Annotated in this window: 14 protein-coding genes; 10 read left to right on the top strand and 4 right to left on the bottom strand. The window is 70.1% G+C overall.

What is annotated here, in order from left to right; genetic code table 11:
* The first annotated feature begins 20 nt into the window (after window positions 1–20).
* Window positions 21–626 (top strand): TetR/AcrR family transcriptional regulator, encoded by a 606-nt coding sequence (locus ACWCRD_RS37750; protein ID WP_450970200.1) that lies wholly within the window; start codon window positions 21–23, stop codon window positions 624–626.
* 317 nt (window positions 627–943) lie between these two features.
* On the top strand, window positions 944–2,548 hold the full coding sequence (cimA, locus tag ACWCRD_RS37745; protein WP_450970199.1) for a citramalate synthase: 1,605 nt from the start codon (window positions 944–946) through the stop codon (window positions 2,546–2,548).
* Between the two features lie 42 nt (window positions 2,549–2,590).
* Here the strand turns inward: cimA and ACWCRD_RS37740 are convergent, their stop codons facing one another.
* Entirely contained in the window at window positions 2,591–2,782 is a 192-nt protein-coding gene (locus tag ACWCRD_RS37740) for a DUF397 domain-containing protein (RefSeq protein ID WP_450970198.1), read from the bottom strand.
* Window positions 2,779–3,585: a helix-turn-helix domain-containing protein gene (locus tag ACWCRD_RS37735; protein WP_450970197.1), complete on the bottom strand. Its 807-nt coding sequence runs from the start codon at window positions 3,583–3,585 to the stop codon at window positions 2,779–2,781. The genes ACWCRD_RS37740 and ACWCRD_RS37735 overlap by 4 nt, the downstream gene beginning before the upstream one ends.
* A 112-nt stretch (window positions 3,586–3,697) precedes the next feature.
* On the opposite strand from ACWCRD_RS37735, the gene ACWCRD_RS37730 reads away from it, so the two are divergent.
* The 3 genes from ACWCRD_RS37730 (at window position 3,698) to ACWCRD_RS37720 (ending at window position 8,579) form a co-directional block, all read left to right on the top strand.
* On the top strand, window positions 3,698–4,108 hold the full coding sequence (locus ACWCRD_RS37730; RefSeq protein ID WP_450970196.1) for an ATP-binding protein: 411 nt from the start codon (window positions 3,698–3,700) through the stop codon (window positions 4,106–4,108).
* A gap of 39 nt (window positions 4,109–4,147) precedes the next feature.
* A complete protein-coding gene (locus ACWCRD_RS37725) occupies window positions 4,148–7,156 on the top strand; it encodes a glycoside hydrolase family 3 protein (RefSeq protein WP_450970195.1) in 3,009 nt (1,002 codons plus the stop codon).
* A gap of 70 nt (window positions 7,157–7,226) precedes the next feature.
* Window positions 7,227–8,579 carry a hypothetical protein gene (locus tag ACWCRD_RS37720; protein WP_450970194.1) on the top strand — a complete coding sequence of 451 codons (1,353 nt, stop codon included), beginning with the start codon at window positions 7,227–7,229 and terminating at the stop codon, window positions 8,577–8,579.
* 4 nt (window positions 8,580–8,583) lie between these two features.
* On the opposite strand, the gene ACWCRD_RS37715 is transcribed toward ACWCRD_RS37720, so the two are convergent.
* Window positions 8,584–9,009, bottom strand: coding sequence for a MarR family winged helix-turn-helix transcriptional regulator (locus ACWCRD_RS37715; protein ID WP_450970193.1), 426 nt, complete (start codon window positions 9,007–9,009; stop codon window positions 8,584–8,586).
* A 77-nt stretch (window positions 9,010–9,086) separates the two neighbouring features.
* On the opposite strand from ACWCRD_RS37715, the gene ACWCRD_RS37710 reads away from it, so the two are divergent.
* A complete protein-coding gene (locus tag ACWCRD_RS37710; protein WP_450970192.1) occupies window positions 9,087–10,247 on the top strand; it encodes an FUSC family protein in 1,161 nt (386 codons plus the stop codon).
* A complete protein-coding gene (locus ACWCRD_RS37705) occupies window positions 10,177–10,722 on the top strand; it encodes a hypothetical protein (protein ID WP_450970191.1) in 546 nt (181 codons plus the stop codon). Before ACWCRD_RS37710 ends, ACWCRD_RS37705 begins: the two co-directional genes overlap by 71 nt.
* Before the next feature lie 88 nt (window positions 10,723–10,810).
* On the opposite strand, the gene ACWCRD_RS37700 is transcribed toward ACWCRD_RS37705, so the two are convergent.
* Window positions 10,811–11,365 carry a YceI family protein gene (locus ACWCRD_RS37700; RefSeq protein WP_450970190.1) on the bottom strand — a complete coding sequence of 185 codons (555 nt, stop codon included), beginning with the start codon at window positions 11,363–11,365 and terminating at the stop codon, window positions 10,811–10,813.
* Between the two features lie 158 nt (window positions 11,366–11,523).
* Here ACWCRD_RS37700 and ACWCRD_RS37695 point away from each other — a divergent pair, with 158 nt between their 5' ends.
* From ACWCRD_RS37695 to ACWCRD_RS37685, 3 genes are all read left to right on the top strand, one after another.
* Entirely contained in the window at window positions 11,524–13,836 is a 2,313-nt protein-coding gene (locus ACWCRD_RS37695) for a polysaccharide lyase 8 family protein (RefSeq protein ID WP_450970189.1), read from the top strand.
* Window positions 13,837–13,990: 154 nt separating this feature from the next.
* A complete protein-coding gene (locus ACWCRD_RS37690) occupies window positions 13,991–15,574 on the top strand; it encodes an acyl-CoA carboxylase subunit beta (protein WP_450970188.1) in 1,584 nt (527 codons plus the stop codon).
* A gap of 57 nt (window positions 15,575–15,631) precedes the next feature.
* Complete coding sequence (locus tag ACWCRD_RS37685) at window positions 15,632–15,820, top strand: acyl-CoA carboxylase subunit epsilon (protein ID WP_344404892.1); 189 nt, start codon at window positions 15,632–15,634, stop codon at window positions 15,818–15,820.
* Window positions 15,821–15,897 lie beyond the last annotated feature (77 nt).

Below are 15,897 nucleotides of genomic sequence, written 5' to 3'. Positions count from 1 at the left end.
CTGGTCTGCGCGGCCACCGCATGAGCGCACCCCGCCGCACCCCCGCCCCGCCGCGCGAGCACGTCCTCGCTGCCGCCATGGACATGATCGCCCAGCGCGGTCTGGAGAAGCTCACCATGGCCGCCCTCGGCCGTGAGGTCGGCATGAGCAGCGGGCATCTCCTCTACTACTTCCGCACCAAGGACGAGCTGCTGCTGCAGGCCCTGGAGTGGAGCGAGGGCCGGCTGGGCGCCGAGCGCGGACGGCTGCTGGCGCGCGGCGGCACGGCCCGCGAGCGGCTCGACGCCTACGTCGACCTGTATGTGCCCGACGGGCACCGCGACCCGCACTGGACCCTCTGGCTGGAGGTCTGGAACCGCTCGCAGAACGCCGACGAGGCCGCCCGCGACCGGCAGGCCGCCATCGAGGGCGTCTGGCACCGCGACCTGGTGGCGCTGATCGCGGAGGGGGTGTCGCGGGGGGAGTTCCGCCGCGTCGACCCCGACCGGTACGCGACCCGGCTGCGGGCCCTGCTGGACGGCTTCTCCATCCATGTGGCGATCGGGCTGCGCGGCACGGACCGGGCGCAAGTTCTCGGCCATGTACGGGAGTTCCTCGACGAGAGCCTGCTCGCGGACCTGCCGTGATCAGCACAGTGCTCGCATCCTGAGACGGACAGTGAACACGGGGGCGGGTTGTGCCAGACTGCCCCCGTGCTCTCGTTCGCCATGATTATTGGCAGCAGGCGCGCCGGTCCGCAGTGACCGCCACGTACGACCAGGTACGGGTGGACACCGTCGTCCTCGACCCGCGCGCAGACCTCTCGCACCCGCGAGGGGTTTTTCGCTTTTCTGGCCCACCTTCAGCCGGGAGCAAAGCGCGAGGGATCATTGAGGACGGTGGAGCCGGTCATTCCGGTAACGACCGTGATCCGACGGGATCCAACAGCAGGAGCCTTGACACCATGACCGCAACCAGCGAGCTCGACGATTCGTTCCACGTCTTCGACACCACCCTGCGCGACGGCGCGCAGCGCGAGGGAATCAACCTCACCGTCGCGGACAAGCTGGCCATCGCACGGCACCTGGACGACTTCGGCGTGGGCTTCATCGAGGGCGGCTGGCCCGGCGCCAACCCGCGGGACACCGAGTTCTTCGCCCGCGCCCGGCAGGAGATCGACTTCCGGCACGCCCAGCTCGTCGCCTTCGGCGCCACCCGCCGCGCCGGTGCCAAGGCGAGCGAGGACCCGCAGGTCAAGGCGCTCCTGGACTCGGGCGCCGAGGTGATCACCCTGGTCGCGAAGTCTCACGACCGGCATGTGGAGCTGGCCCTGCGGACCACGCTGGACGAGAACCTGGAGATGGTCCGCGACACGGTCTCGTACCTGCGTGAGCAGGGCCGTCGGGTCTTCGTCGACTGCGAGCACTTCTTCGACGGCTACCGCGCCAACCCGGAGTACGCGAAGGCCGTCGTACGGGCCGCGTCGGAGGCCGGCGCGTCCGTCGTCATCCTCTGCGACACCAACGGCGGCATGCTCCCCGCCCAGGTCCAGGCCGTCGTCTCCACCGTCCTCGCCGACACCGGCGCCCGGCTCGGCATCCACGCCCAGGACGACACCGGCTGCGCGGTCGCCAACACCCTTGCCGCCGTCGACGCCGGCGCCACCCACGTCCAGTGCACGGCCAACGGCTACGGCGAGCGCGTCGGCAACGCCAACCTCTTCCCGGTCGTCGCCGCCCTGGAGCTCAAGTACGGCAAGCAGGTCCTGCCCGAAGGCGCACTGCGCGAGATGACCCGGATCTCGCACGCCATCGCCGAGGTCGTCAACCTCACCCCCTCCACGCACCAGCCGTACGTCGGTGTCTCGGCCTTCGCCCACAAGGCCGGACTGCACGCCTCCGCGATCAAGGTCGACCCGGACCTGTACCAGCACATCGACCCCGAGCTGGTCGGCAACACCATGCGGATGCTCGTGTCCGACATGGCGGGCCGCGCCTCGATCGAGCTCAAGGGCAAGGAGCTCGGCGTCGACCTGGGCGGCGACCGTGAGCTGGTCGGCCGGGTCGTCGAGCGGGTCAAGGAGCGCGAGCTCAAGGGATACACCTACGAGGCGGCCGACGCGAGCTTCGAACTGCTCCTGCGCGCCGAGGTCCAGGGCAGGCCGCTGCGCTACTTCGAGGTCGAGTCCTGGCGGGCCATCGTCGAGGACCGCCCCGACGGCACCCACGCCAACGAGGCCACCGTCAAGCTCTACGCCAAGGGCGAGCGCATCGTCGCCACCGCGGAGGGCAACGGCCCGGTCAACGCCCTCGACCGCGCCCTGCGCGTGGCGCTGGAGAAGATCTACCCCCAGCTCGCCAAGCTCGACCTGGTCGACTACAAGGTCCGCATCCTGGAGGGCGTCCACGGCACGCAGTCCACGACCCGGGTCCTCATCTCGACGTCGGACGGCTCCGGCGAGTGGTCCACGGTCGGCGTCGCGGAGAACGTGATCGCCGCGTCCTGGCAGGCACTGGAGGACGCCTACACCTACGGACTGCTGCGGGCCGGGGTGGAGCCCGCGGAGTGACTCCGTCGGACGTGCGGGGGCCTTCGTCCGCGAAGACCCCCGCTAGGCCCCGTGCCACTCCTGCCGAGCAAGCCCGACGAAGGCCGCCCAAGTGCGGGGCGACACGGTGAGGTTGGGGCCGGTGTTCTTGGAGTCGCGGATGTGGACGGCGGAGGGTTGCGTGGCGACCTCGATGCATTCGCCGCCCTCATTGCTGCTGTAGCTGGACTTGAACCACTGCAGTGCGGTGCTCATCGGTCTCCTAGCAATCCCTCGACGAGGCGCACGCTCTCATCCGGCGAGAGCGCCTGTGACCGCAGCATTCCATACTTCAGCTGATAGTCATTGACCTCGTTGGGGTCGTCGACCAGGAAGCTGGCGCGCTGTACCTCCAGGTAGACGAGGTCCGCATGCTCGCGGGTTTTCAGCAGGGTCATGGGTCCGGCGAGTCCAGCGTGGGGCATCCGGTCCATGGGCATGATCTGAAAGCTCATGTGGACGGGTTCCGTGCATTCCAGGATCCGCCGGTACTGCTCCCGCATCACTTCCGGTCCTCCGACTTGGCGCTTGAGGATGCTCTCCTCCAGGACGAAATGGCATACGGGAGGCCGCTCCTGCTCCAAGACCAACTGCCGCTCCATGCGGGCGTTCACCCATTGCTCGGCCGTCTCGTTGCCGAGAGCGGGGTAGCGGGCGTCGAAGGCGGCGCGACAGTATGCCCTGGTCTGAAGCAGTCCGTGAACCATCAGACTCTGGTACGACAGGATGCTCAGCGCCTCCTGTTCGTGATCCACGTACCCCTGCGCGAACTGCACCACCTTCTCCCGCACCGGCATCCGCGCCACAAGCAGCGCCAACGCCCCTTTGGTCTCCAGCAGTTCGTCGAACTGTTCCGCGCGATCCGGCTGGAGAGCCAGCCTTCCCTGCTCGATCGACCCCACCGTGTCGACGTGAATGCTCGCCATCTCGGCGAACTGCTCCTGCGTCAGACGGTTTTCCCTCCGGAAGTGCGCCATGAGTGCACCAACCACCTGCCACGCAGTGACCTTCTTCGACATGGCCGACCTCTTCCCCCGTACGCATCGGAATTCCTCGTAGTGAGGTCGTAGGAATCAAAACTACGACCTCACTCACTGCCCAACGATAGTCACTCCCTGTGACAGTCGCCCCATGAACGCCCATCCCCAACTCCTCCGCGCCCGCACCGCCCTCTACCCCCGCGACCGCAGAAACGTGGCCGTGGCCCGTGACCTCACCCGCATCACCCTCGCCGACTGGGGCCTGACCCGGCGGTGCGACGACGTACTGCTCTGCGTGAGCGAACTCGCCACCAACGCCCTCCTGCACGGCGTCCCGCCGGGCCGCTGCTTCCGGTTGGATCTGGGCCTCGACACCGCCGAAATCCTCCGCATCGAGGTGCAGGACAGCGGTCCGGGCGAGATCCGCACCGACGGCCCAGGACCGGGCCTGGAGTCGGAACATGGCCGAGGACTGCTGCTCGTTGCCGCACTCGCCGACGACTGGGGTGTGCGAGAGCGAGATCCTGGCAAAGCTGTCTGGTGCGAGTTTCTTATGAGGTGAACTAAGTCGTAAGAAGAACAAGAGAGTTGAGGGAAGGTCATGCGAAGAACCGCCCTGCTCGTCTCAACCGCCTTGCTCACCGCCCTGTTACCCTTCGCCGTCGCCCGGGCGGTCGACGCCCCGGCCCCCACGCCCGTCGACCGCTTCGAGGGCGAGGTCCCCTTCGCCTCCCAGCCCGCGGAGGGCATCTTCACCTGGGGCGGCGACAGCGACGATCCGCCCACGCTGCAACTGACCACCAGATCCGACGCCCCCGAGGGCGAAAAAGTACTCACCGGCACTTACGACATCAGCGGCTACGGCGGCTTCACCCACGACTTCGCCGCGAACGAACCCGCCCACGACTGGTCCGCCCACAAGGGCATCCGCTTCTGGTGGGACGGCCAGGACGACAACAAGAAGATCGCCTTCGAGATCAAGGACGGCGGCGCGAACGGCGAGGCCTCCGAACTCTGGACGACCTCCTTCACCGACGACTTCACCGGCTGGAAACAGGTCGAGCTCCCCTTCACCGACTTCGTCTACCGGACCGACTACCAGCCCGTCGGCGGCATCGACCACGTCCTCGGCCTGACACAGATGTGGGGCTACTCCGTCACCCTCCCCGTCGGCGTCAAGGGCCGATTCGCCATGGACGACGTCGAGTTGTACGGAAAGGCCGACCAGTCGCTACGGGCGAGCGTCACGACCGACTCCGCCGTCTACCCGGTGAAGGAGGGCGGTACGGCCACGGTCAAGGTCAACCTCGCCACCACCGGCTCCACCCCAGTTGCGGACCCGGTCACCGTCACGTACGAGACCACGGGCGGCACCGCGGCCCCCGGCAAGGACTACACACCGGTCACCGGAACCCTCACCTTCCCCGCCGGTACGGCCTCCGGGGCGACGCGGACCATCCACGTACCGACCCTGCGCGACAAGTCGCCCGAGTCCGCCGAGACGATCCCGCTCAAGCTCACGGTCACCGGCGCCAAGCCTCCCACCGAGACCCCGCAGGTGGTGATCGACGCCCACGGACTGCCGTATCTGGACGGCAAGTTGCCGGTCAGGAAGCGCGTCGCCGACCTCCTCTCCCGTATGTCCCTGGCGGAGAAGGCCGGCCAGATGACCCAGGGCGAGCGCGGGGCCGTCGGGGACGGCGGCGACATCGCGACGTACGCCCTCGGCTCGCTCCTGTCCGGCGGCGGCTCCACCCCCACGCCCAACACGCCCGCCGGCTGGGCGAAAATGATCGACGGCTTCCAACTCCGCGCACAGGCAACCCGGTTCCAGATCCCGCTGATCTACGGCGTCGACGCGGTCCACGGCCACAACAACCTGGTCGGCGCCACGATCATGCCGCACAACATCGGCCTCGGCGCCAGCCGCGATCCCCGGCTCGCCCGGCGGACGGGCGCGGTGACCGCGTCCGAGGTCCGCGCCACCGGCGTCCCCTGGGACTTCGCCCCCTGCCTCTGCGTCTCCCGCGACGAACGCTGGGGCCGCTCCTACGAGTCCTTCGGCGAGGACCCGGCCCTCGTCGAGTCCATGGAGACGATCATCCAGGGCCTCCAAGGCCGCGCGGACGGCCGGGACCTGAAGGACAACGACAAGGTCCTCGCCACCGCCAAGCACTTCGTCGGCGACGGCGGCACCGGGTACGGCTCGTCCACGACCGGCACGTACACCATCGACCAGGGTGTCACCAAGGTCACCCGGCAGCAGTTGGAGGCCGTCCACCTGGCGCCGTACCAGACGGCCGTCGACCGCGGCATCGGCACGGTCATGCCCTCGTACTCCTCCCTCGACATCCTCGGCGACGGACAAGGCCCGGTGAAGATGCACGCCCGCGCCGACATGATCAACGGCGTGCTCAAGGGCCGTATGGGCTTCGACGGCTTCGTGATCAGCGACTGGGACGCGATCAACCAGCTCCCCGGCGACTACTCCTCCCACGTGCGCACAGCCGTCAACGCGGGTGTCGACATGATGATGGTTCCGTACTCGTACAAGGACTTCACCGCGCAGCTCGTCGCCGAGGTGCAGGCCGGCCGCATCAGCGAACAGCGGATCGACGACGCCGCATCGCGCATCCTCACGCAGAAGTTCCGGCTGGGGCTCTTCGAGAAGCCGTACGCCGACACGAGCGGCGCCCCGGCGATCGGATCCGCCGCCCACCGGGCCGTGGCGCGGCAGGCGGCCGCCGAGTCGCAGGTCCTGCTGAAGAACGCGAACGGCGTGCTGCCGCTGAAGAAGAACCAGAAGGTCTACGTCGCCGGGTCCAACGCCGACGACCTCGGCAACCAGACCGGCGGCTGGACCGTCACCTGGCAGGGCGCGTCCGGCACCCACACCCAGGGCACGACGATCCTCGCCGGGATGCGCAAGGACGGAGACGTCACCTACTCCAAGGACGCCTCCGCGCCCACGGCCGGCTACGACGTCGGCGTGGTCGTCGTCGGCGAGACCCCGTACGCCGAGGGTGTCGGTGACGTCGGCAACGGGCACGATCTGCAACTCTCCGCCGCCGACAAGGCCGCCGTCGACAAGGTGTGCGCGGCCATGAAGTGCGCGGTGCTGATCGTCTCCGGGCGCCCCCAGCTGATCGGTGACCGGCTCGGCGAGATCGACGGCCTGGTCGCCTCCTGGCTGCCGGGCACGGAGGGCGACGGGGTGGCCGACGTGCTGTACGGCAAACGCCCCTTCACCGGCCGACTCCCGGTCACCTGGCCCAGGTCCGAGGCGCAGCTGCCGATCAACGTCGGTGACACGGCATACGACGCGCAGTTCCCGTACGGCTGGGGTCTGACCACCCTGGCCAAGGCGCCGGAGGGAGGCGCGGCGACGCTGAAGGCGCTCGCGGTGGCCGCCGCCGTCGCCGAGAAGAAGGGCGCGGACGAGACCGGCCGCGCGCTCGTCACCAAGGCCCGGCTGATCGTCCAGCAGAAGGCGGGCACGGACATCACGGAGGCGGTGGCGAAACCCTTCGCCGACGCGGACCATCTCTCGCTCACCGGACGGTACGGGGCGGCCGTGGAGAAGCTGATCACGGCCTACCGGGCCACCTGAGGAGGACATCACCCGTCTCTTTCACCTGAACGGATGACCAGTTTTGGGAGGCTTCGGGTAGCTTCGAACCATGAAGGCCGTCGTACGGACCCGAAGCCTCCCGGGGCTGCTCCTGGCCCTGCTGCTCGCCGCCCTGACCGTACTGTCGGCGGGCTCCCCGCCGGCCTCCGCCGCCACCAGCGTCTCGACCATCGCCGAGGCCCTGCGCAAGAGTCCGGTCTACGTCGACCCGGCGGCGAGCGCCCAGCTGTCGTCCGCGGACGCGCACGCCCTCGCGAAGCAGATCAAGGGCGCCGACAAACCGCTCTTCGTCGCCGTCCTCCCCGCCGGCTACCCCACGACCGACCTCTTCCGGAACCTCCGCACCGCCACCGGCATCACGGGCCTGTACGCGATCCGGCTCGGCGACCGCTTCGACGCGAGGGCCGACTCCTCCGTCCTGCCGCGCACCGCCGTACAGAACCTCGTCAGCAGCGTCCAGGGCGACACGTCGGCCAGGACCCAGCTGACCGACTTCACGAACAGCGCCGTCACCAACATGGGAGGCTCCGCCCCGTCGAGTTGGGGCTCCTCCTCCGGCGGCGGGGTGTCGTACACCGCGCTGATCACCGCGGGCGCGGTGCTGGTGGCGGGCGGCGCGGGCGCCTACACGCTGGTACGGCGGAGCCGGCGCCGCAGGGCCGCGGAGCAGCAGGCGGCACTGGACCGGCTGCGGGTCGTGGTCGACGAGGACATCACGGCCTTCGGCGAGGAGCTGGACCGCCTCGACTTCCACCCGGCGGAGGCGGGCGCCGACGACGCGATGCGCGCCGACTACGAACGGGCGCTGGACGCCTACGAGCAGGCCAAGTCGGCCATGGCCGAGGCCCGTAAGCCCGAGGACGTCCGCGCGGTCACCCAGGCCCTGGAGGACGGCCGCTTCTCGCTGGCCCTGCTCGCCGCCCGCCGCGAGGGCCGCCCGATGCCGGAACGCCGGCCGCCCTGCTTCTTCGACCCCCGCCACGGCCCTTCCGTCGCCGACGCCCACTGGACTCCTCCGGGCGGCGCCCCGCGCGAGGTTCCCGTCTGCGCGGCCGACGCCACCCGCCTCGCCGACGGCCGCGACCCCGTCGTCCGTGAGGTCGACACCGACCACGGCCGCCGCCCGTACTGGGACGCGGGCCCGGCCTACGGCCCCTGGGCGGGCGGCTACTTCGGCGGCGGCCTGCTGCCCGGCCTGCTCGTCGGCACCCTGCTGGGCAGCATGATGGCGACCCCGTCGTACGCGGCCGACTACGGCACCGGTTACGGGGACTTCGGCGGCGGATACGAGGGCGGAGACACCTCCGGCGCGGACTTCGACCCGGGTGACTTCGGGGGCGGCTTCGGTGACGGCGGGGGAGGGGACTTCGGGGGCGGCGGGGACTTCGGCGGAGGGTTCTGAGTCGTCAGACCTCCGCGTCCGCCAGCCGCTCCATCAGCGCCGCCGCCAGCTCCAGCAGCCCACGCTCCGTCGGGCTCAGCGAGGCCAGCGCCACGGACAGCCAGGCGTCCCGGTCGGCCATGTCCCGCTCCAGCGCCTGCCGTCCCTCCGCGGTCAGCGACAGCACGGACTGCCGCCGGTCGACCGTGTCCGGCTCCCGCGCGATCAGTCCTTCCGCCTGCAGCTCCGCGAAGACCCGGGTCAGCGACTGCGGCCGCTGGTGCTCGGCTGCGGCGACCTCGCCGGGCGTGGCCGAACCGTTCCGGTGCAGATGGCCGAGCACCGTCAGCTGGTTGGGGCTGAGGCTCCCGGCGCCGCGCTCGTGCCGCAGCCGGCGGTTGAGCCGCATGACACCGCGGCGGATGCGGGCGGCTTCGGGGAGGTGCTCCATGACGGAGATCGTACGCGAACATTTATTACGCAAATGCTTACTACCTGAGCCTCGTAAATGGCCGTAGCATGCGGGAGGTGACCGCAAAACTGATACGCAATGCGTACGAAGCAGCCTTGACGATGACCGCCATGCTGCTCTGCTGGGCCGCCGCTCTCGTGCTGGAGGGCGCCGCCGGACTGCACACCGACGTGCTCGTCCTCGCGGTGGCCCTGACGCTCACCCTGTCCTCGACCCAGCGCACCGCGGACACCCGCCGTCGGCTCACCGCGCTCGTGATGCTGCCCGTGACGGCCGGTGCGTCGATCTTCCTCGGCCGGCTGATCGCCGCCCACTACGTGATCGGGGCCGCCGTCTTCACCGCGGGCCTCTCGCTCGCCATCTGGATCCGCCGCTACGGCCCGGCCGCCTCGAAGGCCGGCACCCTGCTGACCCTCCCGCTCATCGCCCTCCTGGTCGTCCCGGGCCCCACGCTGCCGCCCGAGGCGCAGAGCGGGCTGGTGACCTGGTTCTGGTCGGCGCTGATCGGGGCGCTGGCGTGCTGCTCGGTCTGGCTGGTCCACGGGCTGGCGGACCGGTACGGGCCCTGGCGCGCCGAGCCGGTCCCCGAGCAGCCGGCGCGCCGCTCCCGTCTCCACCCCCGTCCGAGCACCCGCATGGCCCTGCAGATGGCGGCCGGTGTCGCCATCGCCTTCGCCCTCGGCCGCCTGCTCTTCGACGACCACTGGCCCTGGGTGGTCCTCACCGCGTACGTCGCGGCGAGCGGCAACCGCGGCCGCACCGACGTGCTGCGCAAGGGAGTCGAGCGTCTCGCCGGGGCCTGCGTCGGCACGCTGCTGGCGACGGGCGTGGCGACGGCCGGCGTCACCGGCCATGCCTCCGTGGCCCTGATGTTCGCCGTCCTCGCGGTCGCGCTGTGGCTGCGCCCGCTCAGCTACGCCTACTGGGCGGCAGGCATGACCTGCGCCCTCTCCCTCCTCCTCGGCTACTTCGGCCAGAACGCCCAGCACCTGCTGCCGACCCGCCTGGAGGGCATCGCCGTCGGCGCGGTGCTCTCGGTGGCGTCGGCGTGGTGGCTGCTGCCGGTGCCGCGCAGGCGGGCGACGGCGGCACAGATTGCTCCGACCGATGTCCAACGGCCGCGCACGCTCCTACTCTTGGGGAGTGGTGACCGCGCCCGATGGGGACGAACGGGAACTCGTCGAGGGCTTCGGCGACGATCGGCCGCTGCTCGGTGAGCGGTGGCGGGCGTTGTCGCGCCGGGTCCGGGTGACGGTCGTCGCATCGCTCTGCGCGGTCCTGCTGGGCGTGCTGCTCGGATACGTCGTCGCCACGCGCCCGCCGCCCGACCCGGTCGCCGCCACCACTGTCCGGATCGCCGCTGTGGAGATGCCGCAGCGCTACACCCTGGACCTCGGCATCACCCTCCGCGTCGCCTCCGCCGTTCCCGTCACCCTCACGGGGACGAGGCAGGGCTACGACGGCTTCCTGCAGACCCTGCCCGTGTCCGGCGCCCCGCTCCTGCCCGGTCAGGTCCGCATCCTGCACACCCGCCTGAACGTCTACTGCCAACTGCCCCTGCCACCGCAGGGAACGCCCCTGCTGTTCGTGACCGTGCGCAACGCCCGCCGCGAGGGCCGGGCACCGGTCGTGCCCACCGCGGCGCAACTCGCCGGCATCGACCGAGCCGTGCAGCAGATCTGCCGACGGTGACCGCGTCTTGCGCCGGCCGGGACGCAAGCGGCCCCGCGCCCCAGGGGGCGCGGGCCGTATGCGGCTGAGCTGCTCGGGCGCGACGGAATCAGGCGTTCTTGATCGCAGAGATGTCGAAGTTCAGCTTGATCTTGTCGGAGACCAGCACCCCGCCCGTCTCCAGCGCCGCGTTCCACGTAAGACCCCACTCTGAGCGCAGGATCTCCGCCTTGCCCTCGAAGCCGACGCGCTCGTTGCCGAAGGGGTCCTTCGCGGCGCCGTTGAACTCGAGGTCGATGGTGAGCGGCCTGGTGGTGCCGAGGATCGTCAGATCACCGGTGATGCGGTAGTCCTCGCCGCCGAGGGCCTGAGCCGAGGTCGAGCGGAAGGTCATCGTCGGGAACTCGTCGATCTTGAAGAAGTCCGCGCTCTTCAGGTGACCGTCGCGGTCGGCCGACCCCGTGTCGATGCTCTCCATCTTGACGTCGATGGAGGCCGACGACGCGGCCGGGTTGCCGCCGTCCAGGTGCAGTGACCCGCTGAAGTCGAGGAACTTGCCCTTGACGTTGGTGACCATGGCGTGGCGGACGGTGAAGCCGATGGTGGAGTGGGCCGTGTCGATCGTGTAGTCGCCGGTCAGTGCGGTCAGGTCGGTGTTCGCCATGACAGTGCTCCCTGGGTGAGTATGTTGAACGTTGAACTACTCAACGGAAGCGACCGTAGACCTATTCCCTTCACGTTTCAACGTCATCCGCAAAGTGTTGGCGTGGTTACGCTGAGGTGGTAGATGCCCATGGCATGACCACACACCGCAGGGGTTCCATGAGACCCACCCGCAGAGCCGTCTTACTCGCGGCGGCCCTCCTGGCCACGGCCGCACCGCCCGCCCGCGCCGCCGCCCCCGACCCCTACGACGCCCTCCGCCGCCGCTGGCTCGACCTCGCCCTCGGCACCGGCTACGACCCCACCGCGGAGCCATACGCCTCCCGGCTCGCCGAAACCGGCGAACTCGCCCGCGCCGCCCGGGCCGCCATGGCCCCCACCCCCACCTCACTCTGGCCCGGCTGCCCCTACGACCCGCCCTCCGGCATCACCCAGAGCTACGGCCGCCTGTGGACCATGACCCAGGCCTACGTCCAGCAGGGCACCGGCTCGACCGGCGACCCTGCCCTCCTCGCGGCCGTCCTGCGCGGCCTCGACCACCTCTCCGCGACCATCTACAACCCCTCCACCACCCGCTACGGCAACTGGTGGGAATGGCAGATCGGCAGCCCCCGCCTGCTGATGGACATCACGGCCGTCCTCTACGACGACCTCACCGAGGGCCGGCGGGCAGCGGCCTGCGCCGCCGTGGACCACTTCATCCCCGACGCGATGCTCACCGACTACTCCGGCACCTCCACCGGCGCCAACCGGGTCGACCTGTGCCGCTCGGTCGCGCTGCGCGGCATCCTCGGCCGCGCGGACGCCAAGCTCGCCCTCGCCCGCGACGCCCTCTCCCCGGTCTTCCCGTACGTCACCAAGGGGGACGGCCTGTATGCGGACGGCTCGTTCGTGCAGCACACCCGGGTCGCGTACTCGGGGACGTACGGACAGGTCATGCTCGACGGTCTCGGCCGCCTCTTCACGCTCCTCGCGGGATCGGCGTGGGAGGTGACCGACCCCGACCGGCAGATCGTCCTCGACAGCGTCGAGCACGCCTACGCGCCCCTGATCCACGACGGGTTGGTGATGGACAGCGTCAACGGCCGTGGGATCAGCCGGGGTTACCTCAGGAGCGACGACCGCCAGGTCATGCGCAGCGACCACTTCCACGGGCAGGGCATCATCGCGGCCGTCGCCCTGCTGGCCGGCGGGGCGAGCGCAGCCGAACGGGACCGCTGGTACGGGTACATCAAGGGCTGGATCGAACGGGACACGGTGACACCGATCCTGACGTCCCGTCAGTTCGACGTCGCCGACCTGGCCCGGCTGCACACGGTCGCCGCCGCGCCGGTCCCGGCCGCCCCCGAACCCGTCGGCCACCGCCTCTTCCCGGCCATGGACCGCGCCGTCCACCGCGGATCCGGCTTCACGGCGGGCATCGCCATGTGCAGCGACCGCATCGCCTACTACGAGTGCGGCAACGGCGAGAACCCGCGCGGCTGGCACACGGGCGCCGGAATGCTCTACTGGTGGCCGCAGGGGCGCAGCGGCCGGTCCGATCAGTACACAGACTGGTTCTGGCCCACCGTCGACTGGTACCGCCTGCCCGGCACCACCGTCTCCACCCTTCCGCTGCCCGACAGGGCGGGCGGCGAGTGGGGTACGCCCAAACCGGACGTGCGCTGGGTCGGCGGCACGACGGACGGCGAGTACGCGGCCGTCGGCCAGCACCTCAAGGGCCTCGGCTCGACGCTCCAGGCCCGCAAGTCGTGGTTCTGCCTCACGGACGCGGTGATCTGCCTGGGCGCGGGCATCACCTGCACCGACGGCGTCCCGGTCGAGACCGTCGTGGACAACCGCAACCTGGGGGAGGGCGGAACGCAGGAGTTCGTACGGGGGAGGGGCTGGGCCCATCTGGAGGGCCACGGAGGCTGGGTCGTCCCCGGCGGCGACCTGCACGCCCTCCGCGAGGACCGCACCGGCGCCTGGTCGGACATCAACACCAGCAGCACCGCCCAGCGGGCCACCCGCCGCTGGCAGACCCTCTGGCTGGACCACGGCACGGACCCCGCCGACGCCACCTACGTCTACCTGCTCATGCCCGGCGCCTCCCGCCGAGCCGTCGCCTCCCGCGCCGCCGACCGCCACTGGCTGTCGATCCTCGCCAACGACAGCACCCGCCAGGCCGTCCAGGTCCCCTCCCTCGGCCTGACGGCCGCCAACTTCTGGGCGCCCGGCACAGCGGGCCCGCTGACCGCCTCCGCGGCCGCGAGCGTCCTCGTACGCCGTCACCGCCGCACCGCTACCCTCTGTGTGAGCGAGCCCCCCCGAACGGGTGAGCCGTTCGAGATCACCTGGAACCACCCGGTGCGGGGGGTGGTGCGGGCCGACGACACCGTCGAAGTCCTCGGTACCGGCCGCCGCACGACCGTCCGGATTACCCCAGGCGTGTCATGTGCGACCCACCGATGTGAGCTGGCTCTCAGCTGACGGCTTTGTGTGACTCCTACAAGCCGCAGGCCCTCTGAGCAGTCGGAAGGCCTGCATGCCGCCGGGGTTCTGTTCAGTGGCACCAGGAAAACGGGCCGGAGACTGTACGGAGTCGACGGCTCGCTTTCTCGGGTGGGCTTCGTAAGGTCACTACATGACCGTTTTGGATGAGGCGCCGGGTGAGCCGACGGACGCGCGCGGGCGAGTGGCCGAACTGCACGAGATCCGTGCGCAGGCACTGGCCGGCCCGAGCGAGAAGGCGACCGAGGCGCAGCACGCCAAGGGCAAGCTGACCGGCCGGGAGCGCATCGAGCTGCTCCTCGACCCGGGCTCCTTCCAGGAGGTCGAACAGCTGCGCAGGCACCGTGCGGTCGGCTTCGGCCTGGAGGCGAAGAAGCCGTACACGGACGGTGTGATCACCGGCTGGGGAACGGTGGAGGGCCGCACGGTCTTCGTCTACGCCCATGACTTCCGCATCTTCGGTGGCGCGCTGGGCGAGGCCCACGCCACCAAGATCCACAAGATCATGGACATGGCCATCGCGGCCGGTGCCCCGCTGGTCTCGTTGAACGACGGCGCGGGCGCCCGTATCCAGGAGGGCGTCTCGGCGCTCGCCGGCTACGGCGGCATCTTCCAGCGCAACACCAAGGCGTCCGGCGTCATCCCGCAGATCTCGGTGATGCTCGGCCCCTGCGCCGGCGGCGCCGCGTACTCGCCGGCCCTGACGGACTTCGTCTTCATGGTCCGCGACACCTCGCAGATGTTCATCACCGGCCCTGACGTGGTCAAGGCGGTGACGGGCGAGGAGATCACCCAGAACGGGCTGGGCGGCGCGGACGTGCACGCGGAGACCTCCGGCGTCTGCCACTTCGCCTACGACGACGAAGAGACCTGCATCGCCGAGGTCCGCTACCTGCTCTCCCTCCTCCCGCAGAACAACCGGGAGAACCCGCCGCGGGTGGAGTCCACGGACGCCGTGGACCGCCGCAGCGACGTGCTGCTCGACCTGGTCCCGGCGGACGGCAACCGGCCGTACGACATGGCCAAGGTGATCGAGGAGATCGTCGACGACGGCGAGTACCTGGAGGTCCACGAGCGCTGGGCCCGCAACATCATCTGCGCGCTGGGCCGCCTGGACGGCCAGGTCGTCGGCATCGTCGCCAACCAGCCGCAGACCCTCGCCGGCGTCCTGGACATCGAGGCATCCGAAAAAGCTGCGCGTTTCGTCCAGATGTGTGACGCTTTTAACATCCCGATCGTCACCTTCCTGGACGTCCCGGGGTTCCTCCCCGGTGTCGACCAGGAGCACGGCGGAATCATCCGCCACGGCGCGAAGCTCCTCTACGCCTACTGCAACGCGACCGTGCCGAGGATTTCGCTGATCCTGCGCAAGGCGTACGGAGGTGCCTACATCGTCATGGACAGCCAGTCCATCGGTGCCGACCTCACCTATGCCTGGCCGACGAACGAGATCGCCGTGATGGGCGCCGAAGGGGCCGCCAACGTCATCTTCCGGCGACAGATCGCAGAGGCCGAGGACCCCGAGGCCATGCGGGCCCGCATGGTCAAGGAGTACAAGTCCGAGCTGATGCACCCGTACTACGCGGCCGAGCGCGGCCTTGTCGACGACGTCATCGACCCGACCGAAACCCGCGAGATCCTCATCCGCTCCCTGGCGATGCTGCAGACCAAGCACGCCGATCTGCCGTCCCGCAAGCACGGCAACCCCCCGCAGTAACCCAGCGGACCCTCCGCGACACCCTCGCGGAAACCTCTCTCACGGAGACTGAGACCTATGAACACCCCTGACATTCGTGTCGAGAAGGGCCACGCCGAGCCCGAGGAAGTCGCCGCCATCACGGCCGTCCTCCTGGCCCGCGCCGCGGCCGCCCCCTCCGAGGCCCAGCCCCACACCCGCCCCAAGGCCGGCTGGCGCCGCCTGGAGCGGGAGCCCGGCTTCAGGGCCCCGCACAGCTGGCACTGAGCCGGTAAGCACGCTGAAGGGCCCCTCTCGCAGAGAGGGGCCCTTCAGCGTGCTTTTGCTTTTCAGGGGCGCGAGGA

The sequence above is a fragment of the Streptomyces sp. NPDC002092 genome, from assembly GCF_053593775.1.
This window is presented reverse-complemented; position numbering and strand designations above follow the sequence as displayed.